The sequence below is a fragment of the Bartonella sp. AA18HLJMS genome (genome assembly GCF_042197245.1).
In the GTDB taxonomy this organism is placed as follows: domain Bacteria; phylum Pseudomonadota; class Alphaproteobacteria; order Rhizobiales; family Rhizobiaceae; genus Bartonella.
The window spans coordinates 224724-250523 of the sequence record NZ_JBHIRP010000001.1; the positions used below are offsets into that span (position 1 = coordinate 224724).

Below are 25800 nucleotides of genomic sequence, written 5' to 3' on the forward strand. Positions count from 1 at the left end.
TCAAGAACCGCGCTGGCTCTCATCTCGTGATGTTCCTTCTGATGTGGGTAGCTTTTCCTCCGTTTGGTGTAATAAAAGAGCCAGCGGTTTTTCTGATTGTTTTTCTGAATGATGTCGATAAGCTGCTGTATGTGAAAGCAACATAGAAGCTACCGGTGCTGTTAAAAACAAAAAAAACATCAGCAACACTTCATGAAAAACAAAATAATGGTCCACAAATATTGAATAAAGAAATGAAGAAATAAGAATACTACCAACGCCCCAACTCGTACATACTGAAAGCATATGCAAACGCTTATAAAAATTGGAAAAACGCACCAAACCTATCGTTGCGATCAATGTCAATCCAGACCCTAATATTAAGAAAACTGTGATAGCAATAGCAACCACAAGCGATATATCATCTTTCATTCAATAATCTCCCCCCGCATAAGAAATTTCGCCAAAGCGATGCTTGAGACAGATCCCAACAATCCAATAATGAGAGCTGCGACAAAATAAGTGGTTGTTTCTGAACGAATATCGAATGTAAGAAACAAAAGAATAGTGGTTATATAAAGGGCATCCAAACCAACAATTCTATCCTGCGCCCGTGGACCACGAATCAACCGAAACAGCGCGAAAATCACCGCTAAACTTAAAAAAAACTGTGAAAAGAAAAGCCCCCAATAAAGAATCACCATACTCATAAAAAAATCTCCAAAAGCAATTGCTCATACCGTTGTTTGATCAACTGTTTGTAATCATATCCATTTTTTAAATTTAAGACATGAAGCAAAAGTTCACCCTTTTTACTATTATAGGCAACCCAAGCAGTTCCAGGGGTTGCCGAAAGGATGCATGCTAAAATAGCCAAAGCAGTGCGATTATGAAGCAGAAGAGGTACTACAATAAAACCAGATTTCTGCACTCGAGACCTTTTTGTTAAAACAAACCAAGCCACCGAAACATTTGAGAATATAGAATCTATAAATACTCGAAAAACGAGACGAAAAACCGCACTCCAGCTTTTAATAACAACCTTCTCCGGCTCCAGAAGCCGTATCATCCAACCACAAAACAAAGCGGTTAAAATCCCTAAAAGCAATTGCCCTAAACTAAAACCATTTAAAATAAGCCACATAAGGACAATGACACCACTGAAAAAAGGGGAAGGACAAAAACAATTCATTTACTTATCTCCCTATTTTCGAGAGAAAAATCCGTTAAAACGCTCCCAATATAGTTTTGAGGTTCATACAAAGTCTTAGCAGTTTCAGACATATAATGACTAACAGGACTGGCTACAATTGTTATAAGAAAACACAAAGCAAGGAGAACGGCAATAGGCGCAAATTCTATCACTTGCACACGAGGAATACGCCCTTCAAGAGAAACCCAAAAAGTTCGGATACCCGTTCGTGTCAATGCAATCAAAGCCGCAAAACCAGAGAGAGTGACAAAAATTACAAAAAGCCAATCTTGGTAAACCGGAAGAGAAGCAGAAAAATCCTCTCTACTGTGGTTTAAAATTGCCATGAACATCATAAATTTAGCAACAAAACCAGAAAAAGGCGGTAATCCAATAATCAAAATGGCACAGATACCAAAACAAGCTCCAAGAATTGCCAAGGTTACTGGAAAATAGATGCCAACTTCATCTTCTTCCTCCTCTTCATCGTCACCATACACCTCCATTGTGACAGCAAGAACATTAGCAGCCACATCTTGACAGCGTTCAACTAACTCTACCAAAAGAAAAAAAGCTCCCAGTGCTAAAGTTGAAGAAACAATATAAAAAAGTGCGCCTGCTGTCAGTGCTGTATTGCCTATCCCGATCGCAGCCAACAATGTACCAGAAGAGACAAGAACGCTATAAGCTGCCAAACGCACCAAAACTTGGCTCGCCAATACCCCAATAAAACCAACAATCATAGTGGCAAGCCCACCATAAAACAAAACCGTATGACCAAAATGGTTAAAATATTCACTTTCAGGACCAAACCATAGCAACGTTAAACGTAAAATAATATAAATACCAACCTTGCTCAAAAGTGCAAAAGAAGCTCCAACAGGCGCTGCTGCTGCACTGTAAGTTGGCACCAACCAAAAATTAAGCGGCCACATACCCGCTTTAAGCAAAAAAGCAATACCTAAAAGTGCAACACCTATTTCGAACAAAACAATATCTGTAGAAGATATATATTTTATTTTAACAGCCAAATCGGCCATATTAAGAGTACCAACGACTCCATAAATGAGCGCTATACCAACTAAAAAAAATAATGAAGCAACAAGATTAACCACAACATAATGCAATCCTGCGCGCACGCGTGTCTGACCAGAACCATGCAAAGCAAGCCCATAGGAAGCCGTTAACATAACTTCAAAAAACACAAATAAATTAAATAAATCGCCAGTCAAAAAAGCACCATTTATCCCCACCATAAAAAATTGCATTAGTGACTGAAAATGAGAACCAGCTTTGTACCAATGAGCCCGCGCAAAAACCAACACGCTAGTCACCAACAAGCTGGAAAGTAAAAGCATCATAGCGCTTAAGCGATCAAGGACTAAAACAATTCCAAAAGAAGACGGCCAATTACCAAGTCGATAAACATCGCAAGCCGGTGCTATTTCAAGAGTACGTATAATCAATAAAATGGCAGTAACGACCAACAGTCCCGCAGAAGAAAGACTGATGAATGATTTAAGTCTTGCACGACGTTCATCATAAAAAAGAAGAAGTGCCCCAGTGATTAACGGCAAAAGAATAGGCAAAATAAGGAGATGATGCACTCCTATTTCCATTATTGCACCTCACGTCCATCAACGTGATCAGAACCCGTTAAACCACGTGAAACCAACAAGATAACTAAAAATAAAGCTGTTGTTGCAAAACCAATCACAATCGCAGTTAAAACCAAGGCTTGTGGAAGAGGATCGACATAATTAGCTGGATTAATAACAGTGGTAGGATCAACAATTGGAGCAGCATTACTACGCGGTCTACTCATTGAAAATATAAAAAGATTAACACCATAGGAGATCAAGGACAAACCAAGAATGACTTGAAAAGTACGTGGACGCAAAACAAGCCAAATACCTGATCCGACAAAAACACCGATACCCAAAGAAAGAACAATTTCCATTAATTTTCCTTCTCTTTTAAAATAGGTTTCTTACCGATTCGGTAACTCCTAATTGACTGGTGTGCAAGTGCAATTAAAATGAGAACAGTTGCTCCTAACACAAGAGAAAGCACACCAAAATCAAACAAAAAAGCAGATGCCATGGGAACTTTCCCAATTAACGGAAGATGAATATATCGAAAAAAGGATGTTAAAAAAGGATATCCAAAAAACCAAGAGCCCATCCCCGTTACGACTGACAATAATAAACCAAAGCCTATCCAACGCAAAGGTAAAACTCTCAAATGCGTTTCCACCCACCGAATATCGCGTGCAAGATATTGTAAAATAAATCCTATAGCCAAAGTAATACCACCGACAAATCCACCTCCTGGCAGATCATGCCCTCGCATGAATAAATAAATAGCAAAAGCGATAATAATTGGAAAGAGCCAACCCATAATAACAGCAGGAACAGCTAAATAATTCAATACTGTATCTCCCACATTTCGATTAGGCTGTGCTATATCAAAGGCTTTCTGGATACGTTGTTGAAAAGGCGCATCAATACTCTCAGGCGCAGGACGAAAACGTCGTAAGAGTGCAAAAACAGTAAGGGAAACAACACCCAAAACCACAATTTCTCCCATGGTATCAAAACCACGGAAATCAACCAATAACACATTCACAACATTGCGACCACCAGCATCTGAGTAAGCATGCGTTAGAAAAAAATCAGAAATCGTTGTACCTTGGGGACGTGTCATCACTGCAAAAGAAAGCCATGCTACACCAGCACCTCCTACAAGGGATATGATGAAATCACGGAAACGACGCAAGCGAACCCAAAAATGAACAGCAGCTGGCCCAGGGTCATGCAAACGTTTAGGCAACCACCGTAAACCAAGCAATAATAAAACGACTGTAACAACCTCAACAACCAATTGTGTTATTGCTAAATCAGGAGCAGAAAGCCATAAAAAGGTTGCACAAGTCATCAAACCAGCTCCCCCTAAAAGCATAAGTGAAGCAAGACGATGAAACTTTGCTCGCCAAGCAACTAAAAGCGCACATAATCCGCCAACCAGCCAAAGAGCGAGAAAAGGAATATCAAGTGGAAAAAGCGGTAATGTCCCCACTGGAATGAAACCATCGCACCAAAGTAAAAGACCAACAAAGGCAAAACAGACCCAAAAAATCCAATGCAATTGGATCTGCAAACGGCGTGTTGACAAAGCAGACTCCACCGCACGGGCCCATTTCCAAGAAATAATTACGAGAATGCGTTCAAAAATACGCGGTCCTTTTAAGTGACGGAAAAAAGGAGCCCCATCATCACAGGATAAAAAATAACGATGCCCAACAGCATAGAGCAATCCGCCCCCTAATAATGCAACAAAGCTCATCACTAATGGAGTGTTAAACCCATGCCAAACAGCCAAACTATAAGGAATTGTCATTGGTCCTAAAACAGACACGACCGCATTATCTAAAATAGGTCCTATTGTTAAATTAGGAAAAATACCAACCGCTAAACAAATAAACACCAAAAGCTCCATTGGTAAACGCATGAAATGCGGTGGTTCATGGGGAGTCTTGGGTAAATTGTCAGGCTTTGGTCCTAAAAAAACGCCATGAATAAAGCGTATAGAATAGGTCACACTAAACAGACTAGCTAGCGTTGCCACATAAGGCGCAATCCAATCGAGCCATGATTCCATATGCGTTTCAACAGCTTCAGCAAAAAACATCTCTTTCGATAAAAAACCATTCAACAAAGGAACCCCAGCCATCGCTGCACTCGCAACTAAAGCAAGAGTTGCTGTGATAGGCATAGAACGATAAAGCCCTGACAGTTTACGCATATCACGTGTTCCCGTCTCGTGATCAATAATGCCAGCAGCCATAAATAAAGAAGCTTTAAAAGTAGCATGATTGGCCATATGAAAGATCGCCGCAACACATGCAAGTGGACTACCAAGACTTAAAAGTGTTGTAATTAATCCAAGATGACTAATAGTCGAGTAAGCAAGCAGTCCTTTCAAGTCTTGCTGAAACATGGAAAAATAGGCACCTAGAAGAAGAGTTGAGAGTCCTGAAAAGCCAACCAGCCAAAACCAAGATTCTGTTCCAGAGAGCACAGGCCATAAACGAACAAGCAAAAACAATCCCGCTTTTACCATTGTTGCCGAATGCAAATAAGCCGATACGGGAGTTGGAGCAGCCATCGCGTTAGGTAGCCAAAAATGAAAGGGAAATTGCGCGCTTTTTGTTAACCCTCCCAATAAAATACAAATAAGGATAGGACTATAAAGAGAACTTGACCGGATCATATCTCCAGACTGTAGCACCTTATCCAAATCAAAACTGCCAACAGTATACCCAATCAATAAAACTCCAATAAAAAGAGCAAAGCCGCCAAAACCTGTGATCGTTAGAGCCATACGCGCACCCTCACGCGCACTTGCATTATGGTACCAATAGCCGATCAGCAAAAAAGAAAAAATACTGGTAAGTTCCCAGAAAACAACCAAAAAGACGAGATTACCTGATAAAACTATTCCTATCATTGATCCCATAAAGGCCAAAAAAAAGGAAAAAAAACGCGGTACAGAATCCGCTGGATCTATGTAATAACGTGAATAAATGACAACAAGCAGCCCAATCCCTGTAATAAGCAAGCAAAAAAGCCACGACAAACCATCTATGCGGAGAATCAAATCGCTTCCCCATTCTGGAAGCCAAGAAATATCTAAACGCACTATGTGGTTTCCGCGAACTTCCGGATAAAGCATTATTGCAAAAATAAGACAGAAAAGTGCGACAACCCCAGCAAACCACGCTTCATTATTTTTTGCTGTCGAACGAAAAAAGCCAATGACAGCACTTCCACCAAAGGGAAGCAAAACGAGCAATACCAACATTGCTTCCCGTGTTGTCATTCTTTAAACTCCATTTTACCTTAATATTTTGTCATCGACAAAACAAAAACTTATATTCTCACCCCCATTCCACACTTAATGATAATAAGATTTAATAAAACTTAAAAGCATTTAAAATTTTTAAAAAAACAATGCTTGCATGAAAATACTGCGCACCACACAAGTCTTCTCTTTATTGTAAGAACAATAACGCTCACGACAAGAAGCAATTAAAATTTTATTTAATTTCTATCCTTTAAAAAAGCGTGATAAACACTGCCTACGCCCCCCATGAAAAGGCTGAAAACTATTATCATTTTTATTATAAGAGCGATAACGCGCAAGGCAAGATTCAATATGTTGTTTAAGCATCCATGGCTCTTTTTTTTCTAATTTTTCCGAAGAAGACGTTAAAAACACTTTTTTAGCATCTGGTACAACTTTTAATGATGCGCCTTTTGTGCTTAAGTGCGGTGATGTAATAAATGCCACTTCAGGATACCACCAATTATCACTGTATTTACGATAACCACGCCGATAATGACGATAACCTTTAAAACCATTAAGTTCTCTACGCCCCGTAAAAATCAAAGGCACCGAAATATCTTGGAGAGAAGTCTGAGTAACCAGTTTGGCTTTAGCATCACTCCTATTTTGCCCCCAATTAATAAGAGTGGTTGTTATAATGAAAAAACTGCTAACAAATACAAAAGCTAAAGCATAATATAATTTTTTTTTCATACTCATAACAAAAAACTCAACATAATAAACAACAGTAATTACAGAAAGCCTTTCTCTTGCTGGACAGAAACAGATTCTTTTCTTAAGATTCTTTTTTCTTGAGACATTCTGTTACTCTTTGTACTAAACGTTGATCTTGGCAATAAGATCCTACAAAAAAGAATGAATAAATGATGATAAAAACCCCCTACTATCTTATAGACAAATCGAAACTCATCAAAAACATGCAAACAATTTCTCGTTTACGGGAAATGTCCGGAGCTAAAATTTTACTTGCTTTGAAATGTTTTGCCACATGGAGTGTTTTTGATTTAATGTCTGAGTTCATGGATGGAACCACATCATCATCCCTTTATGAACTGCGTTTAGGAAGAGAAAAATTTGGCAAAGAAACCCATGCTTATTCAGTGGCTTGGGCAGATGATGAAATTGATGAAGCCTGTGGTTATGCAGATAAAATCATCTTTAATTCCATCCAACAGCTTCAACGCTTTTCTGATGCAACAAAAACCATTCAAAGAGGTTTAAGGTTAAACCCAGGAATGAGCGCATCAAATTTTGATCTTGCCAACCCCTCTCGCCCTTTTAGCCGCTTAGGAGAAACAAACCAAAGCGCTATCAAAGAAGTTCTGCCTCTTATCAACGGATTGATGATCCATAACAATTGTGAAAATGCTGACTTTAATCTTTTTAACCAAATGCTTGGGTATATGGAAGAAAAATTTGCAGAACTTTTTTCTGCTGTTGACTGGATAAGCCTTGGCGGCGGAATCCATTTTACGGCTGAAAATTATCCTCTAGAAGCTTTCGCAAAACGCTTAAAACAATTTTCTAAAACTCATGGTGTCACTCTTTTTCTAGAACCAGGAGAAGCTGCTATTACCAAAAGCACCACTTTAGAAGTCAGTGTTCTTGACACATTGTATAATGAAAAGAATCTAGCCATCGTTGATAGCTCAATTGAAGCACATATGCTTGATCTTCTCATTTATCGTGAGAATGCCAAATTAGAACCCAATCAAGGTCCACACGAAATTATGATTTGTGGAAAGTCTTGTCTTGCCGGCGATATTTTTGGAACATTTCAATTTCAAAAACCTCTTAAAATAGGCGATAGACTGTCTTTTCAGGATGCAGCAGGTTATACAATGGTCAAGAAAAACTGGTTTAATGGCGTTACAATGCCTGCTATTGTTCTCAAAGAGTGCGATGGTACATTAACACTTCAACGCCAATTCAGCTATAACGACTATCAGGAAAGCCTTTCATAAAGATAAACCATAAAAAACGTCATACAACAGTATTAAAAAGGAGATGGACCTACAATGAAAAAAAATGTTCTCATTATTGGTGCCGGAGGTGTTGCACAAGTTGTTGCGCATAAATGCGCTCAAAACAACGATATTCTTGGTGAAATTCATATTGCTTCACGAACACTCAAAAAATGTGAGGCCATCATTGCTTCTATTAAAGAAAAAAACACAATGAAAGAACAGGGTGTTTTCAAAAGCCATTCGCTCAATGCCATGAATGTAGAAGAAACTATAAAGCTCATCCAAAAGACCAAATGCGAAATTGTCATTAATGTTGGTTCTGCCTTTCTTAATATGTCTGTTCTTTCAGCTTGTATTGAAACCAAATGCGCTTATATCGATACCGCAATTCATGAAGACCCATTGAAAATTTGTGAAACACCTCCTTGGTATGGCAATTATGAATGGCCTCGACGTCAAGAATGTGAAAAAGCTGGTATAACCGCTATTTTAGGAGCAGGTTTTGACCCAGGTGTAGTGAATTCTTATGCTGCATTAGCGCGCGATGATTATTTTGATAAAATCACAGATATTGATATTATTGATATTAATGCCGGAAATCATGGGCGTTGGTTTGCTACAAATTTTGATCCAGAAATTAACTTCCGTGAATTTACAGGACAAGTATGGTCATGGCAAAATAAAAAATGGACTTCCAATAAAATGTTTGAAATCAGCCATGAATGGGATCTTCCCGTTGTGGGAAAACAAAAAGCCTATATGACAGGACATGATGAAATTCATTCACTTTCCAAAAATCTTGATGTAGAGAATGTCCGTTTCTGGATGGGATTTAGTGATCGTTATATCACTGTTTTTACGGTTCTAAAAAACCTCGGACTCTTATCCGAACAACCAATTAAAACGGCAGAAGGTCAAGAAGTTGTGCCCTTGAAAGTCGTGAAGGCCGTCTTACCCGACCCTTCCTCTCTCGCCCCAGACTACACAGGAAAAACCTGTATTGGGGGTCTTATTAAAGGCGAAAAAGATGGAAACCCGAGAGAAATTTTTATCTATAATATAGCCGATCACAAACAAGCTTTTCATGAAACTGGGGCACAAGGCATTTCCTATACAGCTGGCGTACCAGCAGCCGCAACAGCTCTTCTTATTGCCACAGGCGAATGGGATGTTAAAACTATGGTCAATGTAGAAGAATTACCACCCCACCCTTTCCTTAAATATCTTGATCATATGGGGCTTCCCACTTTTATAAGAGAACAACAAGAGGATAAAAAATTACAATTTTAATACTTATAGAAAGCATATGCTTAATTTTTTAAGTTATCACAAAACTGCTCAATGAAAACAAACTTAATATTCTCGTGTAATTATGGTTTTCAAAAAAATTTTAGCTATTCGTTATATTTTGGCAACATTGCGATTTCTTAACAACCTTAAAGAAGAGACATATCATCTTTTTAAGACATAGCAAGCAATGATCAAGATAAACAGAGAAGCAAAAACTAATTTAATCACACTGTATGACTTGTCTTATCATCAAAAAGATAGTGTCATAAACAAAAGATATAAAAATACTGCTCTTTTAAATAAGAGCGGTATTTTTTAGAATATTCAATCCCTTCCCTCTTCATATATAACGTTACGCTGAATACTATAAGATTATCTTAATCACAAACTCTCTCACATTGAAGCAATTAAAATCTTTTGTCTGCACATCACAAACAAAGCAAGCGTATGAGTAAAAAATGACAAATTTCTCTTATGAAAACGCTCAAATAATAAAGAGCTTTAGCAATATTGAAAACTGAAAAAGTGTATTATAATGTCAGTGTGTACTTTTACTAAACATAAAGATGATGGTGCACAATAGGTCTTGTAACAGTTTGAATGAATTTCATATATTTCAAGAGGAACTTTACAGTTATACCATTCACGAGCCACCATCGCGAAGTAGATTTGAGCATTTTGAGAGATGTTTGCTTAACACAAAACACGCAGATAAGCTCGGAATCCTATCTTAAATATTTTATAACAGTATAAAAACTACCCCATATATAAAACTTTACATAGACGAAACACCACCGCTCTAAACGATAGTGCACAACAGAATAATCAATCAAAACTGCACAACAGATATCTAAAACAGTAATTATCGAAAAGCATACAACAAATGGAACATTTTAATACAATTGGTTATATTCCTTTTTAAAGTTTTAAAATGTTGTTGCATGCTTCACTAATATTTTCTGCCTCATGTGCCTTTTAAAATGTACTTTTTAAAAGCTTTTTAAATATGAAGTGGTTTAGCAAATGTTGCCAAAGCTGCCTCACGCACGGCTTCTGATAAGGTAGGATGTGCATGGCAACAACGTCCCAGATCTTCTGATGAACCACCAAATTCCATTAAAACTGCAATTTCATGGATCATTTCACCAGCACCAAATCCAAGAATATGTCCTCCTAATACCCTATCTGTTTTTTTATCAGAAAGGATTTTAACGAACCCATCACTCTTTTGCATTGCACGTGCACGACCATTGGCCATAAAAGGAAATTTGCCAACATTATATTCAATACCAGCAGTTTTTAGCTCTTCTTCTGTTCTTCCTACACTCGCAATTTCCGGCTGTGTATAAACAACACTAGGAATAACATCAAAATTAACATGCCCTTTTTGACCTGCCAAAATCTCTGCCACAGCAATGCCTTCTTCCTCTGCTTTATGTGCTAACATTGGCCCTTTTACGACATCACCAATTGCATAAATTCCTGGAACATTCGTCTGCCAATGGGCATCAATTGCAATAAATCCGCGTTCATCTAACTGAACACCAGCCTCTTGTAAGCCAAGCCCCTCTGTATAAGGAGAACGTCCAGTAGCAATAAGCACAACATCAGCCTCTAAAGTTTCAGATTCACCACCTTTGACAGATTCAAAGCTCACCTGAGCAGTTGAGTCAGATTGTGTAACAGCTGTTACCTTTGCACCCGTTTTATATTCAATTCCCTGTTTTTCCATTAATTTCTGAAATTGCCGTGAAACTTCACCATCCATTGAGCCCAAAACTTTATTAAGATACTCAATAATGGTCACCTTAGCACCTAAACGGCTCCAAACTGATCCAAGTTCTGAACCAATGACACCAGCACCTACTACAATCATATGCGTTGGTACTTTTTCAAGCGAAAGAGCTCCCGTAGAAGAAACAATAGTCTTTTCATCAATTTCAACATTCACCCCTGGAATGCCTGAATTCTCTGAACCGGTAGCAATAATAATATTTTTTGTCTCAATTGTTTGTTTATTACCATCTCTGGCAACAACTTCCACATGATCCGCATTCAAAATTTTGGCTGTCCCAAAAAAAGTATCAACTTTATTTTTTTTCATCAAAAAAGAAACACCACTCGTATTGGCTGTCACCACAGCTTTCTTATGAACCATCATTTGTTCAAGATTAAGCTTAGATTTACCAATAGAAATACCAAGCGTTTCAAAACCATGCTGGGTTTCAGAAAACACTTCTGAAGCATGCAACAACGCTTTAGAAGGAATACAACCAACGTTGAGACATGTTCCTCCTAATGTTGTACGCTTTTCAATAATTGCTACTTTAAGTCCCAGTTGCGCCGCTTTTATTGCTGCTACATAACCACCTGGACCCGCTCCGATCACAGCCACATCATAAGACATCCGTTTCTCCTTTCATCCTGAAAACTGTATTTTACAAATCAAGAACAAGGCGTTCCGGATCTTCTAAGCTTTCCTTAACACGCACAAGGAAAGTCACAGCTTCTTGCCCATCCACAATACGGTGATCATAAGAAAGCGCTAAATACATCATGGGGCGGATCACAACTTGACCCTCAACAACCATTGCTCGCTCTTTAATCGCATGCATTCCCAAAATACCAGATTGTGGTGCATTCAAAATCGGTGTTGACATCAACGATCCATACACACCACCATTGGTAATGGTAAAAGTTCCGCCCTGCATATCAGAAACGGCTAATTTTCCATCACGCGCAAGACGCCCCAAACGACCAATCTCTTTTTCAATCTCTGCCAATGACATTTGATCTGCATCTCGCACCACTGGAACAACAAGCCCTTTATCCGTTCCAACAGCAATTCCAACATTGACATAGTTTTTATAAACAATATCTGTCCCATCAATCTCTGCATTAACAGCAGGAAGTTCTTTTAATGCATGACAAACAGCCTTGGTAAAAAAACCCATAAAACCAAGCTTAACGCCATGTTTCTTTTCAAAAAGATCCTTATAACGCTTGCGCAAATCCATCACCGCTGACATATCAACCTCATTAAATGTGGTTAACATTGCTGCTACATTTTGTGCATCTTTAAGACGGCGAGCAATTGTTTGACGCAATTTCGTCATACGAACCCGCTCTTCACGTGTTTCTTGGACAGGATGTGCCGAAGAACTCGCCGCAGAGGAAGAGGGTGTAGGGGCATTTGTACTTTGTTTTAATCCACCAAGAACATCTTCTTTAAGAATTTGTCCACGTTTTCCAGAACCTGAAATATCGCTTTTTGCAACATTATTTTCAGCCATCAATTTTGCTGCTGAAGGAGAAGGAGGCATTGCACTACTCAAAGCAGGCTTCTCCGATTCAGATGAAGCCGCTGGAACAAGTGTAGCAGAAGGTGAAAGTGATTGGGAGATACCAGCTTCTCCAGCTTTCACCACTCCTAAAAGAGCATTTACTTCAACCGTATCGCCTTCTTTTGCAATGATTTCAGATAATTTCCCAGCAACAGGAGAAGGAACTTCAACAGTTACCTTATCAGTTTCTAATTCAACCAAAGGCTCATCCATAGCGACAGCTTCGCCAAGTTTTTTAAACCATTTGCCAACCGTTGCTTCGGTAACCGATTCGCCCAAAGTAGGAACACGAATTTCAGTAGTCATAATATTTTTCCATACATCAGAGTAGTAATAAATTAAGAACCTAACGCGTCTTTAAGAAACGCAGCCAGTTGTTCAAGGTGTTTCACCATCAACCCAGAGGCCGGTGACGCACTCGCAGGACGTCCTGCATAACGAGCACGTGAATATTGCGCATTAATATGCGTCAAAACCCATTCCAAATAAGGCTCAATAAATGACCAAGCCCCCATGTTTTTTGGTTCCTCTTGGCACCAAAAAACTTCCGCCTGCAAAAAGCGCGATAACACATTCACCAAAACTTTTGCAGGGAAAGGATAAAGCTGTTCAATACGAAGGAGGTAAACATCATCAATACCCTTTTTTTCACGTTCTTCATAAAGATCGTAATAAACCTTACCAGTACAAAGAACGACACGGCGAATCTTATTATCTTTTTGCAACTTAATGACAGAATCTTTGAGACATTCTGCATCATCAAGCAACACACGACAGAAACTTGTTTCTGGCCCCATTTCATTGAGAAGAGAAACAGCTCGCTTATGACGTAAAAGTGATTTCGGTGTCATCAAAATCAATGGCTTCCGGAAATCACGCTTAATTTGTCGACGCAAAATATGAAAATAATTTGCAGGGGTTGTACAATTAGCAACCTGCATATTATCTTCCGCACAAAGTTGAAGAAACCGTTCTAAACGTGCAGAAGAATGCTCCGGCCCTTGCCCTTCAAAACCATGAGGCAATAAACACACAAGACCAGACATACGAAGCCACTTACGCTCTGCAGATGAAATAAATTGATCAAAAATGACCTGTGCACCATTAGAGAAATCACCAAATTGTGCTTCCCAAAGTGTTAATCCTCGTGGTTCAGCAAGAGAATATCCATATTCAAAACCAAGAACAGCTTCTTCAGAAAGCATAGAATTAACAACGTCATAAAGCGCTTGCCCCTTTTGTAAATGATTCAAAGGAATATAACGCGCCTCATTTTCTTGGTCATAAAGAACTGAATGACGTTGTGAAAAAGTTCCCCGTTCAACATCTTCACCGGAAAGACGAACCGGCGCTCCTTCCAAACAAAGTGAACCAAAAGCTAAAGCTTCAGCGGTTGCCCAATCAACCCCCTCACCGGTTTCAAAAATTTTAGCACGATTATTTAAAAAACGTTGAATGGTTTTGTGAACGTGAAAATTCGCCGGAATTTCAACAATTTTCTGACCAATTTCCTTTAAAGTTTTTAATTCAACACCGGTTGTTCTAGAATGCTGCTCATCAGAACTACTAAAAGCTTTGAGTCCCGTCCAGCTCCCATCAAGCCAATCAGCCTTATTAGGTTTATAAGAAGCACTTGCTTCAAGTTCACCTTCAAGTTTATCGCGCCATAATTTTTTTTGTTGCTCAATCTCTTCCGAAGTAATCATTCCTTCTGCTACCAATTGATCACTATAGAGTTGAAGAGTTGTTTTATGATTACGTATTGCTTTATACATAAGCGGCTGCGTAAAGGAAGGTTCATCACCTTCATTATGCCCATAACGGCGATAACAAAACATATCAATAACCACTGGTTTATGGAAAATTTGGCGAAACTCTGTTGCTATTTTGGCAACAAAAACAACTGCCTCAGGATCATCACCATTCACATGGAAAATTGGTGCGTCAATCATTTTTGCGACATCTGATGGATAAGGCGAAGAACGTGAAAAACGTGGAGATGTTGTAAAACCAATCTGGTTATTAATAATAACATGAAGTGAGCCTGCAACACGATAACCTTTAAGACCTGAAAGACCAAAAGTTTCTTGGATAACGCCTTGTCCTGCAAAAGCGGCATCACCATGAATAAGCAATGGCATCACTTTTGAACGCTCACTTAATGGGAGTAAATCAGTATGCGCAGGTCCCATAAGTTGATCTTGTTTAGCACGTGCTTTTCCCATAACAACCGGATCAACAATCTCAAGATGAGATGGATTGGCCAACAGTGATAAATGAACTTTTTTACCATCAAAGTCCAGATCAGCGGTAGTTCCCAAATGATATTTAACATCACCGGATCCCTCCACATCATCAGGCTTGTAAGATCCCCCTTTGAATTCATGAAAAATAGCCCTATGCGGTTTGGCAAGAACTTGTGAAAGAACATTTAAACGACCACGATGCGCCATTCCTAAAATAACTTCCTGCACCCCCAAAGCACTACCACATTTGATAATCTGTTCAAGAGCGGGAATCAGCGCCTCACCACCATCGAGTCCAAAACGCTTTGTACCTTTATATTTAGTGTCTAAAAACTGTTCGAATCCCTCTGCCTGAATAAGCTTATTCAGAATAGCTTTCTTGTCTTGTTGTGTGAAAGAATTTTTTTTATCTCGCCCTTCAATACGTTCTTGAAGCCATACTTTCTGAACCGGATCAGAAACATGCATATACTCCACACCGATTGTTGAACAATAGGTACGATTCAGAATCTCAAGCATTTGCGGAATAGTTGCATATTCCAACCCTAAAACATTATCAATAAAAATGGGACGCTCGTAATCAGCTGGAGTAAAACCATAAGCTTCTGGAGAAAGTTCCTTATAATCTTCTTGTTTTTCGGCCAATTGAAGAGGGTCAAGCTGCGCATGAAGATGTCCCCGTTCTCGAAACGCACGAATCATCATAATTGCATGAATGGAATCACGTGTTGCACGAATAATATCTTGTTTACTGGAAGTTTTTCCCTTTTGTGCAGCACCTGTTATTGCTTTTTCCTTTAATTTATCGCCAAGATATTTTTCAAGAGAAGACCAATCACCATCAAGAGCAGAAACCAATTCACCCTCTGCTTTTAATGGCCAATGATCACGCTGCCATGTTGCTCCTTCAGCATTTTTAAGAACATCTTCTTTATTATCATGAAGTCCTTCAAAAAAAGCACGCCACTGTGAATCAACACTGGTAGGATCTTTTTCATATTGAGCATAAAGTTGATCTATATAATCCGCATTCCCACCATAAAGAAATGATGTCTGTGCAAAAAGGCTATTTATTTCGTCCTGCCTTGCCATATACCTCTCCGGAACATCTATTCCGTCTCCTTATATCTCTTTTGACCTTTAAATGCTTACAAACAAGCAGTAATTTGAACATTCAAAAAAGTTTTACCTTTTTATACTCAAGTTTTTTCACCTGAATCTAAGAACCTTTTCTTATTCAGGTGAAACTTTCTTTTAGCCTTTCAAAACTGACATCAAAGTCTTACCTATCTGTGATGGCGAAGAAGACACACGAATCCCAGCTGATTCCATTGCCGCAATTTTATCTTCTGCTCCACCTTTACCACCAGAAATAACAGCACCAGCATGTCCCATTGTACGTCCTGGAGGAGCCGTACGGCCAGCAATAAAGCCAACAACTGGCTTTTTACGACCTTTTCTTGCTTCATCTTGCAAAAACTGTGCTGCTTCTTCTTCAGCAGAACCACCAATCTCACCAATCATAACAATAGACTCGGTTTCATCATCCGCTAAAAACATTTCCAACACATCAATAAATTCAGTGCCCTTAACAGGATCGCCACCAATCCCTATAGCAGTCGTTTGTCCGAGACCTTCCTGACTCGTTTGAAAAACGGCTTCATAAGTTAAAGTTCCCGACCTCGAGACAACCCCAACAGAACCTTTTCTAAAAATAGAACCAGGCATAATACCAATTTTACATTCATTTGGTGTAAGAATACCGGGACAATTAGGACCAATAAGACGAGACTTTGAGTTTTCTAATCGCGCCTTCACTTTAACCATATCCATAACGGGAATACCTTCCGTAATACAGATAATTAAACAAATTTCAGCTTCAATAGCCTCTATAATAGCTGCCGCAGCCCCTGCAGGAGGAACATAAATAACGGAAGCATCCGCGCCTGTTTTTTCTTTTGCTTCTGCAACATTAGCGAAAATAGGAAGAGTTTCGCCTTTTGAACCTTCCCATGTTTCTCCACCCTTTTTAGGATTAACGCCACCAACCATTTGCGTACCATGATAAGCAAGCGCCTGTTCTGTATGAAATGTTCCTGTTTTTCCTGTAAGCCCTTGAACTAGAACTTTTGTCTCTTTATTCACAAGAATTGACATAGCTTAAGCTCCCTTCACGGCTGCAACAATTTTTTGGGCAGCATCATCTAAATCATCAGCAGGAATAACATTCAAACCACTCTCATTGATAATTGCTTTACCTTGCTCAACATTAGTACCTTCAAGACGAACAACCAAGGGAACCTTTAAACCAACCTCACGAACAGCAGCAACCACACCTTCAGCAATGACATCACAACGCATAATACCACCAAAAATGTTAACCAAAATGCCCTTAACATTTGGATCGGCCGTAATAATCTTAAAAGCAGCTGTCACCTTTTCTTTTGATGCTCCACCACCAACATCCAAAAAATTCGCTGGCTCTGCTCCATAAAGCTTAATGATATCCATTGTTGCCATAGCAAGCCCAGCACCATTAACCATGCAACCAATCGTACCCTCAAGAGCAACATAAGCAAGATCATGCTTTGATGCTTCTATTTCCTTTGGATCTTCCTCTGAAAGATCGCGCAATTCTAAAATATCTGGATGACGAAACAGAGCATTATTATCAAAAGAAACTTTCGCATCAAGAACACGCAAGTGACCATCTTTCATCACAATAAGCGGATTGATTTCTAAAAGGCTCATATCTTTTTCACAAAATGCCTTATAGAAAATCGGAAAAAGCTTTTCACCATCTTCTCGCGCACTACTTTGTAGTTTCAACGCATCACAAAGTCTTGCACAATCAGCAGAAGTAACACCCTCTACAGCATCAATGGGAAGCGTGAATATTTTTTCTGGTGTCTCTTCAGCAACCGTTTCAATATCCATTCCACCTTCTGTTGAAACAACAAAAGCAATTCGACCAACGCTACGATCAACCAAAAGTGAAAGATAAAGCTCCCGTTCAATATCGGCACCATCTTCAATATAAAGGCGGTTGACCTGCTTACCCTCTGGACCAGTTTGTTTGGTTACCAAAGTTTTTCCAAGCATTTCTTGAACATTTGCAACAACTTCTTCAACAGATTGTGCAAGCCGAACACCACCCTTTGCATCAGGACCAAGTTCTTTAAACTTACCCTTACCACGACCACCAGCGTGTATCTGACTTTTAACCACATAGAGAGGTCCGGGCAATTTTTCCGCCCATTTTTCAGCTTGCTCTACAGAATAAACAGCGACACCATTTGCAATTGGTGCTCCATATTCATGAAGCAGACGTTTGGCCTGATACTCATGGATATTCATGCATTTGTCCTTTTCTTTTATGGATCTTATTAATCCTAAAGTTTTAACATTCTAAATACTTATTTTAATGAATTAAATCTTGTTCAATTTACTTGAGACTAGGTACAAGAGCAATACAAGCTTCACAAAGCTTTTTAACCGCATTTACTGAATGATCAAAAGCACCTCTTTCTTCCTTATCAAGATCAATTTCAATGACTCGTTCAACACCACCTGCACCAAGTACAACAGGAACACCAACGTAGGTATCATTAACCCCATATTCTCCTGAAAGATAAGCTGCAACAGGCACAACACGCTTAGTGTCCTTTAGATAAGCCTCAGCCATAGAAACAGCAGAAGCTGCTGGTGCATAATAAGCAGAACCTGTTTTTAACAAACCAACAATTTCTGCACCGCCATCACGGGTACGCTGGATAATTTGATCAATTCTTTCCTGTGTTGTCCAGCCCATCTTTACAAGATCAGGCAAAGAAATACCACCAACCGTTGAATAACGCACGAGAGGAACCATTGTATCACCGTGGCCCCCTAAAACAAACGCTGTCACATCTTTAATAGAGACCTTAAATTCCTCAGATAAGAAATGACGAAAACGCGCTGAATCAAGAACACCAGCCATCCCAACCACTTTATGTGTAGGGAGACCTGAAAATTTCTGCAATGCCCACACCATCGCATCAAGGGGATTGGTAATACAAATAACAAACGCTGAAGAAGCGTATTTTTTAATTCCAGCTCCAACTTGTTCCATAACCTTTAAATTAATGCCCAAAAGTTCATCACGGCTCATACCAGGTTTTCGCGCAACGCCTGCTGTTACAATAACAACATCAGCACCTTCAATTGCTTCATAAGCATTAGCACCTTTTAGACTGATATCAAAACCATCAACGGGAGAAGATTCGGCTATATCTAGAGCCTTACCTTGTGGCACACCTTCTGTAATATCAAATAAGACCACATCAGCAAGCTCTTTAAGCCCAATAATATGTGCTAAAGTACCACCAATCATACCTGAACCAATGAGAGCTATTTTTTTCCGTGCCATTTTATTTTTTCCTAACTTTTAGATAATTCAGCGCACACCCAATCAACGTCCGTATACTGAATATTTTGACTTCAACCATATTCAAACAATATCATAAAAAGGAGTAAAGAAATGAAATTTACAAATTTATCTCCTTACAGAAACAACAACCCTCCGCTGAAACAACTATTAGAAAATTATCACGATGTATCGATAAAGTGAATTAAAAAAAAATACAACAGAATTATTATATTTCTTTAATTTCAAAAAGTTATTGTTTTGACAGTTTACGTAAAGGTAAAAGTATAATCAATGCTTCTTCTTCAAAAGAAAATGTTCTTCCCAAAGTTTTAAATAATCGTAGCTTTGCATTTCGAAAAGACGTGATTGTGTTCTTTGAAATTCAAATGTTTCCGTAATCTGCGCATGCCCTTTATACAAATCCCCTATCCCTGCGGCTGCCGACATAAACAACCGTATATGCCGCTCATAAAGAATATCAATAAGCAAAATAAACCGTTTTGTTTCATTGCGACATGTATCATCCATGACCGGTACATTATCAATAAAAATCGTATGATAATGCTCTCCTAATAACAAATATTCAGCCGCGGCCAAAGGCTTTGCACATAAATCCCCATAATCAAAACGAGCACATCCTGCACCAAAGCGCGGAATAGGAATAAAGCGCCCTTTTATAGAAAGCTCATCAGACATCTCCTTATGTCCTTGCAATACAAGTGCCCATGCTTGATCCATATATTCATTTGCTTGGACCCCCAACGGCGATACATACATCTGTTGTAGATTTGATTTTTCAAGGCGATAATCTGTTTTTGCATCAAGATTAACAACACGAACATATGCTTTCAAAACTTGAATAAAAGGCAAAAAGAGCTCACGATTCAAACCGTTACAATAAAGGTTATCCGGCGCCACATTTGAAGTCGCAATAAAGAAAATTCCTTTATCAAACAGAGCAGAAATAAGCCGCCCCAATACCATAGCATCAGCAATATCCGTTACACTAAACTCATCAAAACAAAGTACTTTTGCTTCTCGTACAAGATCTTCAGCAACAGCTAAAATAGGATTATCTTGTTTAAATTTTGTACACCCAGATGCTTGACGATAAGAATTAATACGCTCATGCACATCAGCCATAAAATCATTAAAATGGGCACGCTTTTTATGACCTTTAGGCAAACAAGAAAAGAACAAATCCATCAGCATGGTTTTGCCCCGTCCTACTTCACCATAAATATACAGTCCCTGAAAAAAACCTGTTTCATCTCCTTGTTTTACAACGCAAGAAATATTTTGTTTTTTCCTTTTAAATATTCTGTTAAAGAAAGAGCAAAATATCCAAGGCAAAGGATGAGAGATATTTTGTTCCGCAATTTTTTTTAATAAATGATCAAAATATTCTGTTATAGCTAATTGAGCGGGATCAAAACAAACCTCTCCTTTAGCGACGAGCTCCTTATAACGTGTTGAAACGAGAATCATCCAAAAAACCTTTTTCAAACCGATCTCAATGAAAAATACAAATACTTTTCAAGAATCTGTCCGTCTAGTTTAGTTTATCATAAACGATCAAAAGTGATTTAACGACTTAAAATAACGGGATGATCATCAAGTGTACGTCCCTCAAAACGATCAACATTTGAAGAATAAAGAACGAGGATAACACGTCCAGAGTTATTATAAAAATATAATCTTTTTCCTTTAACAGCCCACGATCTCACTTGGGAAGCAATTCCTGGACAGTGTAAAGGACCAGCACGGTACCCTTGTCCAAACTTTGTTTGTGGAGTTGCAATCCGGCAAACTTTTCCTCCCATAGAAAGATTCCATACCCCAGCAACACTTGCAGGAAATAAATCAGTGGCATTACTTGGCAATTCGAGACTAGCCATTCGTCCATCGCTCTGAGAATCTCCTTTTTCATACATCGGAGCGTTTGCATCTTCAGATATCGACGAAGAAGTAGACGACAGATCAGACGCTTCTAATATTGTCATTTGTTGAGATGGATAAAAAACTTCTAATGCGTTACCATCGTCATTACCATCAAACCGTGTTGTTGAACATCCCCCTAAAAACATTACAGTTGATAGTGCAACGAAAAACGAAACTTTTGAAAACGCCATGTCTGTACTCTCTCCCACGACAATAAATAAGTTCACAAAAAAATTAAGCGAATATTTGTTATAGTTACAAAGATAAATTAACAAATTAAAAAAAACAGGTTAAAATCACTTATTTTAAAAGAAATAATTTATGTACCCAATTTTATATTTATTAAACACTAGAAATTTATAATATTTTCAGCCATATATCTTTTTACAAGTAACATTAGAAATAGAGAAGTTTCATGAAAACGCCATTTAGCAAAATGGACGGTCTTGGAAATCAAATTATTGTTGTTGATATGCGTGAAAGCACATACGCTCTTACACCACAAGCAATCCTTGCTTTGTCGGCAGATCCTGAAATGCATTTTGATCAAATCATGGCTATCCACACACCAACTCAGAAAAAAACCGACTTCCGCATAGAAATATGGAATGCCGACGGATCAATAGCTAAAGCTTGTGGCAATGGTACCCGCTGTGTCATCGCATGGCTTAAAGATCACAATTTTGGTGAAAAATTTCATTTAGAAACTCCCGCTGGAATTATTGAAGGAAAATACCAAACCGATGATCTCATTTCTGTTGATATGGGATGCCCAAATTTCAATGCAAAAGAGATGCCTGTTTCACGTGAAATAGTTGATACCAATCACGTAGAAATTATGGCTGGTCCCCTAAAAGACGCTTGTCTCATATCCATTGGCAATCTCCATGCTATCTTTTTTGTTGAAAATGATATTCAACATATTCCATTAGAAAAATATGGGCCAAAACTTGAACATGATCCCCTGTTTCCCGAACGGTGCAATATTTCCATTGCTTGCATAACGTCAAAGAAAAGTCTAAATTTACGTACATGGGAGCGAGGGGCAGGATTAACACAAGCATGTGGGAGTGCTGCTTGTGCAAGTGCAGTGGCTGCTTATCGTCGTGGACTTACAGAGCGCCATGTTGATGTAAATTTACCAAAGGGAACACTTAATATTTTTTACCGAGAAGACGATCATATTATCATGACAGGACCAATTAAATATCACTTTAGTGGTTTTTTAAGCCCTTTAACAGGGTGCTACAAAAAGGATCACTCCTGATGGCAATAGAAATTGTAACTTTTGGTTGTCGACTTAATAGCTACGAATCGGAAATCATTCGCAAAGAAAGTACTTCTTCAGGGCTAGATCAACTTAAAGATGGTGCTATTATCTTTAATACCTGTGCTGTCACTGCCGAAGCCGTACGACAAGCAAAACAAGCTATCCGCAAAGCAAGGCGTGAAAATCCTCATGCGCATATCATTGTAACAGGGTGTGCAGCCCAAACAGAAGCACAAAATTTTGCCTCAATGACAGAGGTAGATCTTGTTTTAGGAAACGAAGATAAACTTCACGCTCATTCTTATCGTCAACTTCCTGATTTTGGTATTAATCATTCTGAAAAGGTGCATATCAATGACATTATGGAAGTACAAAAAATTGCTCCACATATGGTCAGTGCAATGCAAGAGCGCACCCGCGCTTTTGTACAGGTACAAAACGGATGCGATCACCGCTGTACATTTTGCATTATTCCTTATGGACGAGGACCATCTCGTTCAGTTCCCATGGGTGCTGTCATAGAACAAATTAAAAAGCTGATAGGTGGGGGTATCCAAGAAGTGGTCCTTACAGGTGTTGACCTTACAAGTTATGGCCACGATCTTCCTGGAAAAGCTACTCTAGGAAAATTAACTTCAGCTATTTTGCATCATGTCCCTGACTTAGCCCGATTACGCCTCTCATCTATTGACTCTATTGAAGCAGACGAAGAACTCATAAATCTTTTAGCTTATGAAACAAGAATCATGCCCTATTTGCATTTATCTTTGCAAGCAGGTGATAATATGATTTTAAAACGGATGAAACGGCGTCATCTGCGCGAACATGCCATTCAATTTTGCCAAGAGTTGCGTGCCAAACGTTCTACAATGGTTTATGGTGCCGACTTAATTGCTGGTTTTCCTACAGAAACAGAAGAGATGTTTCAAAATAGTCTTTCCTTAATCAAAGATTGTAATTTAACCCATCTCCATGTCTTTCCCTTTAGTCCAAGAGAAGGAACACCTGCCGCACGTATGCCACAAATCAACCGTAAAATAATTAAGCTGCGTGCTGAAAAATTGCGTAAAGTAGGTGATATGGCTTACAAAAAGCATCTTGCTCATTTACAAAACAGTCTACAAACAATTCTCGTTGAAAAAGATGAAATCGGACGAACAGAAGATTATACTCTTGTACAAGTTAAAGGTGCAAAAGCAGGAACAATTGTTCAAGCCCTTATCGTTGATCATGATGGCGATAAATTGATTGCTGTCCCTCCAAAATTAAACGCTGCTTGAGCAGGAGAATTCTTATGACTAAATCTTTTATAAAAAAAATATTCTCTTTTAACAAATCTCAAGAGCAAGAAATTGAACAACAGATTTCTATTCCTGATAAAAGCGATATAATAGAAGAAAATAAAGACAAAAATGAAAAGACAAAAAATAATCAAATCTCTATAAACACAGAAAAAGAAGAACAAACAAAAAATCCAGAGTCAATACTTACAAAATATGATGAAAAATCTCCATTTCTAGAATCCCATTCTGATAAAATTCCCTTTTCTGGTAAAATTATTGTCACAGACAACATCCGTGAAAAAAAGAATGAAGAAATTTTATCTGAACCTTCTGTTGAACAAAAAAAAACAGCGTGGTTTGGGCGCCTTAAAAAAGGCCTATCCCTTTCTTCACAACGCCTAAGCGGATCAATTGGCGATCTCTTTGTTAAAAGAAAACTTGATGAAGATACATTGCAAGAGCTCGAAGATATTCTTATCCAAGCTGACATAGGTGTAGAGACGGCAACACGCATCACAAATACTTTAGCTTCCAGTCGTTACGGAAAAAACCTCTCCCCAGATGATATTCATACTATTGTAGCTGATGAGGTCAAAAAAGTTCTGGAACCTGTTGCAATACCATTAGAACTTGATCTCAGCCATAAACCTCATGTTATTTTGCTGGTAGGTGTAAATGGCACTGGAAAAACGACAACTATTGGAAAACTTTCAGCCAAATTAACAGAAGGGGGATTAAAAGTTATGCTGGCAGCAGGTGATACTTTCCGAGCCGCTGCTATTGAGCAACTACACATTTGGGGTGAACGTACCAATTCTCCTGTTATTTCGACAAAATTGGGTGCAGATGCCGCCAGCTTAGCATTTGATGCTTATGAAAAAGCAAAAAAAACAAACAGTGATGTATTAATTATTGATACAGCAGGGCGTTTACAAAATAAATCTGAATTAATGGATGAGTTGGCAAAAATTATTCGTGTTTTAAAAAAACACACCCCCCAAGCACCCCACACAATCCTTCAAACTCTTGATGCAACAACCGGACAAAATGCACTCAACCAAGTGGACATTTTCCGTGATATTGCTGGTGTTAATGGTTTAGTTATGACAAAGCTAGATGGGACTGCACGAGGAGGAATTCTTGTCGCTATCGCAGCAAAATATAAATTACCCGTTTATTTTATCGGTATAGGAGAAGATATTGAAGACCTTCAACCCTTTTCTGCTTCTGACTTTGCCGAAACTATTGCAGGAAAACACGCATGAAACAGCCTTTATCTAATCTTAATTTACACAATAATTCTGAAAAAAAGATGAATAACAATAAAAAAAATTCTCTCTCACCAACACTTAAGTTTCTTTTGGAAATGGGTCCATTGGTTGCCTTCTTTTTTGCCAATTATAAGGGAGAATGGCTGATAAAAAACATTGGATTTTTTCAAAATTTTAGTAAGCCTATTTTCCCTGCAACAGCTATTTTTATGGTGGCTATTATTATTTCCCTAAGCTTATCATGGATCCTTGCAAGACAAATTCCTATTATGCCTCTTATTTCAGGAATATTTGTTTTAGTTTTTGGCTTTCTAACTCTCTGGCTTCATAATGAAACTTTCATAAAAATGAAACCAACAATCATTAATAGCTTATTTGCTTTTATACTTTTTGGTGGGATGTTTTTTAAAAAACCACTTTTACGTTATGCTCTTGATTCTACCTTAAAACTTGATGATTTAGGTTGGCAAAAACTTACCTATCGTTGGGCGTTTTTTTTCATTTTTCTTGCCATTTTGAATGAAATAATTTGGCGTAATTTTAGCGATAATTTCTGGACAAGTTTCAAAGTATTTGGCGTCATGCCTATAACAGTCCTTTTCATGCTTACCCAAATGCCTATAATTATAAAACATTCAAAAGGACTTTTTACAGAAGAGGACAAATCTGATTCTTAAAAAAATCATCACTACCGATTATTT

General features: G+C 38.5%; 21 protein-coding genes. 6 read left to right on the forward strand and 15 right to left on the reverse strand.

All coding sequences use genetic code 11. The features are described 5' to 3' along the window. The 7 genes from mnhG to ACFINW_RS00975 all read right to left on the reverse strand — a co-directional run bounded on the left by mnhG (position 1) and on the right by ACFINW_RS00975 (position 6778). Complete coding sequence (gene mnhG / locus ACFINW_RS00945) at positions 1-411, reverse strand: monovalent cation/H(+) antiporter subunit G (protein WP_375611317.1); 411 nt, start codon at positions 409-411, stop codon at positions 1-3. After that, entirely contained in the window at positions 408-689 is a 282-nt protein-coding gene (locus ACFINW_RS00950) for a K+/H+ antiporter subunit F (protein ID WP_375620915.1), read from the reverse strand. Before ACFINW_RS00950 ends, mnhG begins: the two co-directional genes overlap by 4 nt. Next, complete coding sequence (locus ACFINW_RS00955; protein ID WP_375611318.1) at positions 686-1171, reverse strand: Na+/H+ antiporter subunit E; 486 nt, start codon at positions 1169-1171, stop codon at positions 686-688. Before ACFINW_RS00955 ends, ACFINW_RS00950 begins: the two co-directional genes overlap by 4 nt. Beyond that, the gene (locus ACFINW_RS00960; RefSeq protein ID WP_375620914.1) at positions 1168-2790 is read right to left on the reverse strand and encodes a monovalent cation/H+ antiporter subunit D; all 1623 of its coding nucleotides are present in this window, start codon (positions 2788-2790) and stop codon (positions 1168-1170) included. The genes ACFINW_RS00955 and ACFINW_RS00960 overlap by 4 nt, the downstream gene beginning before the upstream one ends. Beyond that, positions 2790-3131, reverse strand: coding sequence for a Na+/H+ antiporter subunit C (locus tag ACFINW_RS00965; RefSeq protein ID WP_273790150.1), 342 nt, complete (start codon positions 3129-3131; stop codon positions 2790-2792). Before ACFINW_RS00965 ends, ACFINW_RS00960 begins: the two co-directional genes overlap by 1 nt. Continuing rightward, positions 3131-6052: a monovalent cation/H+ antiporter subunit A gene (locus ACFINW_RS00970; RefSeq protein ID WP_375639901.1), complete on the reverse strand. Its 2922-nt coding sequence runs from the start codon at positions 6050-6052 to the stop codon at positions 3131-3133. The genes ACFINW_RS00965 and ACFINW_RS00970 overlap by 1 nt, the downstream gene beginning before the upstream one ends. Before the next feature lie 228 nt (positions 6053-6280). Beyond that, positions 6281-6778, reverse strand: coding sequence for a BA14K family protein (locus ACFINW_RS00975; RefSeq protein WP_375620912.1), 498 nt, complete (start codon positions 6776-6778; stop codon positions 6281-6283). Positions 6779-6945: 167 nt separating this feature from the next. Between ACFINW_RS00975 and ACFINW_RS00980 the strand changes: the two genes are divergently transcribed. Together ACFINW_RS00980 and ACFINW_RS00985 are read left to right on the forward strand one after the other, a co-directional pair. Then, positions 6946-8043: a carboxynorspermidine decarboxylase gene (locus ACFINW_RS00980; protein WP_375620959.1), complete on the forward strand. Its 1098-nt coding sequence runs from the start codon at positions 6946-6948 to the stop codon at positions 8041-8043. 54 nt (positions 8044-8097) lie between these two features. Next, positions 8098-9336, forward strand: a complete 1239-nt coding sequence (locus ACFINW_RS00985) for a saccharopine dehydrogenase NADP-binding domain-containing protein (RefSeq protein WP_375620911.1) — start codon at positions 8098-8100, stop codon at positions 9334-9336. A 1000-nt stretch (positions 9337-10336) separates the two neighbouring features. Here ACFINW_RS00985 and lpdA read toward each other — a convergent pair. The 8 genes from lpdA to ACFINW_RS01025 all read right to left on the reverse strand — a co-directional run bounded on the left by lpdA (position 10337) and on the right by ACFINW_RS01025 (position 21466). Further along, on the reverse strand, positions 10337-11743 hold the full coding sequence (gene lpdA / locus ACFINW_RS00990) for a dihydrolipoyl dehydrogenase (RefSeq protein ID WP_375673660.1): 1407 nt from the start codon (positions 11741-11743) through the stop codon (positions 10337-10339). A 31-nt stretch (positions 11744-11774) separates the two neighbouring features. After that, positions 11775-12986: a 2-oxoglutarate dehydrogenase complex dihydrolipoyllysine-residue succinyltransferase gene (gene odhB, locus ACFINW_RS00995; protein ID WP_375620909.1), complete on the reverse strand. Its 1212-nt coding sequence runs from the start codon at positions 12984-12986 to the stop codon at positions 11775-11777. 32 nt (positions 12987-13018) lie between these two features. Next, positions 13019-16018, reverse strand: a complete 3000-nt coding sequence (locus ACFINW_RS01000) for a 2-oxoglutarate dehydrogenase E1 component (protein ID WP_375673662.1) — start codon at positions 16016-16018, stop codon at positions 13019-13021. Positions 16019-16180: 162 nt separating this feature from the next. Then, positions 16181-17083, reverse strand: coding sequence for a succinate--CoA ligase subunit alpha (gene sucD / locus ACFINW_RS01005; protein WP_375620907.1), 903 nt, complete (start codon positions 17081-17083; stop codon positions 16181-16183). 3 nt (positions 17084-17086) lie between these two features. Then, the gene (sucC, locus tag ACFINW_RS01010) at positions 17087-18283 is read right to left on the reverse strand and encodes an ADP-forming succinate--CoA ligase subunit beta (RefSeq protein WP_375639874.1); all 1197 of its coding nucleotides are present in this window, start codon (positions 18281-18283) and stop codon (positions 17087-17089) included. 88 nt (positions 18284-18371) lie between these two features. Further along, on the reverse strand, positions 18372-19334 hold the full coding sequence (gene mdh / locus ACFINW_RS01015; RefSeq protein ID WP_375611328.1) for a malate dehydrogenase: 963 nt from the start codon (positions 19332-19334) through the stop codon (positions 18372-18374). A 288-nt stretch (positions 19335-19622) separates the two neighbouring features. Then, positions 19623-20822 (reverse strand): cell division protein ZapE, encoded by a 1200-nt coding sequence (zapE, locus tag ACFINW_RS01020; protein ID WP_375620905.1) that lies wholly within the window; start codon positions 20820-20822, stop codon positions 19623-19625. 98 nt (positions 20823-20920) lie between these two features. Further along, positions 20921-21466 carry an AprI/Inh family metalloprotease inhibitor gene (locus ACFINW_RS01025; RefSeq protein ID WP_375620904.1) on the reverse strand — a complete coding sequence of 182 codons (546 nt, stop codon included), beginning with the start codon at positions 21464-21466 and terminating at the stop codon, positions 20921-20923. A 224-nt stretch (positions 21467-21690) separates the two neighbouring features. On the opposite strand from ACFINW_RS01025, the gene dapF reads away from it, so the two are divergent. From dapF to ACFINW_RS01045, 4 genes are read left to right on the forward strand one after another with little or no spacing between them, the layout of a single operon-like run. Further along, complete coding sequence (gene dapF / locus ACFINW_RS01030) at positions 21691-22542, forward strand: diaminopimelate epimerase (protein WP_375639870.1); 852 nt, start codon at positions 21691-21693, stop codon at positions 22540-22542. Next, positions 22542-23825, forward strand: a complete 1284-nt coding sequence (gene mtaB, locus ACFINW_RS01035; RefSeq protein WP_375639865.1) for a tRNA (N(6)-L-threonylcarbamoyladenosine(37)-C(2))-methylthiotransferase MtaB — start codon at positions 22542-22544, stop codon at positions 23823-23825. The genes dapF and mtaB overlap by 1 nt, the downstream gene beginning before the upstream one ends. A gap of 14 nt (positions 23826-23839) precedes the next feature. Next, entirely contained in the window at positions 23840-25093 is a 1254-nt protein-coding gene (ftsY, locus tag ACFINW_RS01040; protein WP_375611333.1) for a signal recognition particle-docking protein FtsY, read from the forward strand. Then, complete coding sequence (locus ACFINW_RS01045; RefSeq protein ID WP_375639861.1) at positions 25090-25776, forward strand: septation protein A; 687 nt, start codon at positions 25090-25092, stop codon at positions 25774-25776. Before ftsY ends, ACFINW_RS01045 begins: the two co-directional genes overlap by 4 nt. Positions 25777-25800: the final 24 nt, after the last annotated feature.

Excerpts from the sequence above, each read along its gene's own strand:
- mnhG (WP_375611317.1), bottom strand. The coding sequence starts at position 411 with ATGAAAGATGATATATCGCTTGTGGTTGCTATTGCTATCACAGTTTTC.
- ACFINW_RS00950 (WP_375620915.1), bottom strand. The coding sequence starts at position 689 with ATGAGTATGGTGATTCTTTATTGGGGGCTTTTCTTTTCACAGTTTTTT.
- ACFINW_RS00955 (WP_375611318.1), bottom strand. The coding sequence starts at position 1,171 with ATGAATTGTTTTTGTCCTTCCCCTTTTTTCAGTGGTGTCATTGTCCTT.
- ACFINW_RS00960 (WP_375620914.1), bottom strand. The coding sequence starts at position 2,790 with ATGGAAATAGGAGTGCATCATCTCCTTATTTTGCCTATTCTTTTGCCG.
- ACFINW_RS00965 (WP_273790150.1), bottom strand. The coding sequence starts at position 3,131 with ATGGAAATTGTTCTTTCTTTGGGTATCGGTGTTTTTGTCGGATCAGGT.
- ACFINW_RS00970 (WP_375639901.1), bottom strand. The coding sequence starts at position 6,052 with ATGACAACACGGGAAGCAATGTTGGTATTGCTCGTTTTGCTTCCCTTT.
- ACFINW_RS00975 (WP_375620912.1), bottom strand. The coding sequence starts at position 6,778 with ATGAGTATGAAAAAAAAATTATATTATGCTTTAGCTTTTGTATTTGTT.
- ACFINW_RS00980 (WP_375620959.1), top strand. The coding sequence starts at position 6,946 with ATGATAAAAACCCCCTACTATCTTATAGACAAATCGAAACTCATCAAA.
- ACFINW_RS00985 (WP_375620911.1), top strand. The coding sequence starts at position 8,098 with ATGAAAAAAAATGTTCTCATTATTGGTGCCGGAGGTGTTGCACAAGTT.
- lpdA (WP_375673660.1), bottom strand. The coding sequence starts at position 11,743 with ATGTCTTATGATGTGGCTGTGATCGGAGCGGGTCCAGGTGGTTATGTA.
- odhB (WP_375620909.1), bottom strand. The coding sequence starts at position 12,986 with ATGACTACTGAAATTCGTGTTCCTACTTTGGGCGAATCGGTTACCGAA.
- ACFINW_RS01000 (WP_375673662.1), bottom strand. The coding sequence starts at position 16,018 with ATGGCAAGGCAGGACGAAATAAATAGCCTTTTTGCACAGACATCATTT.
- sucD (WP_375620907.1), bottom strand. The coding sequence starts at position 17,083 with ATGTCAATTCTTGTGAATAAAGAGACAAAAGTTCTAGTTCAAGGGCTT.
- sucC (WP_375639874.1), bottom strand. The coding sequence starts at position 18,283 with ATGAATATCCATGAGTATCAGGCCAAACGTCTGCTTCATGAATATGGA.
- mdh (WP_375611328.1), bottom strand. The coding sequence starts at position 19,334 with ATGGCACGGAAAAAAATAGCTCTCATTGGTTCAGGTATGATTGGTGGT.
- zapE (WP_375620905.1), bottom strand. The coding sequence starts at position 20,822 with ATGATTCTCGTTTCAACACGTTATAAGGAGCTCGTCGCTAAAGGAGAG.
- ACFINW_RS01025 (WP_375620904.1), bottom strand. The coding sequence starts at position 21,466 with ATGGCGTTTTCAAAAGTTTCGTTTTTCGTTGCACTATCAACTGTAATG.
- dapF (WP_375639870.1), top strand. The coding sequence starts at position 21,691 with ATGAAAACGCCATTTAGCAAAATGGACGGTCTTGGAAATCAAATTATT.
- mtaB (WP_375639865.1), top strand. The coding sequence starts at position 22,542 with ATGGCAATAGAAATTGTAACTTTTGGTTGTCGACTTAATAGCTACGAA.
- ftsY (WP_375611333.1), top strand. The coding sequence starts at position 23,840 with ATGACTAAATCTTTTATAAAAAAAATATTCTCTTTTAACAAATCTCAA.
- ACFINW_RS01045 (WP_375639861.1), top strand. The coding sequence starts at position 25,090 with ATGAAACAGCCTTTATCTAATCTTAATTTACACAATAATTCTGAAAAA.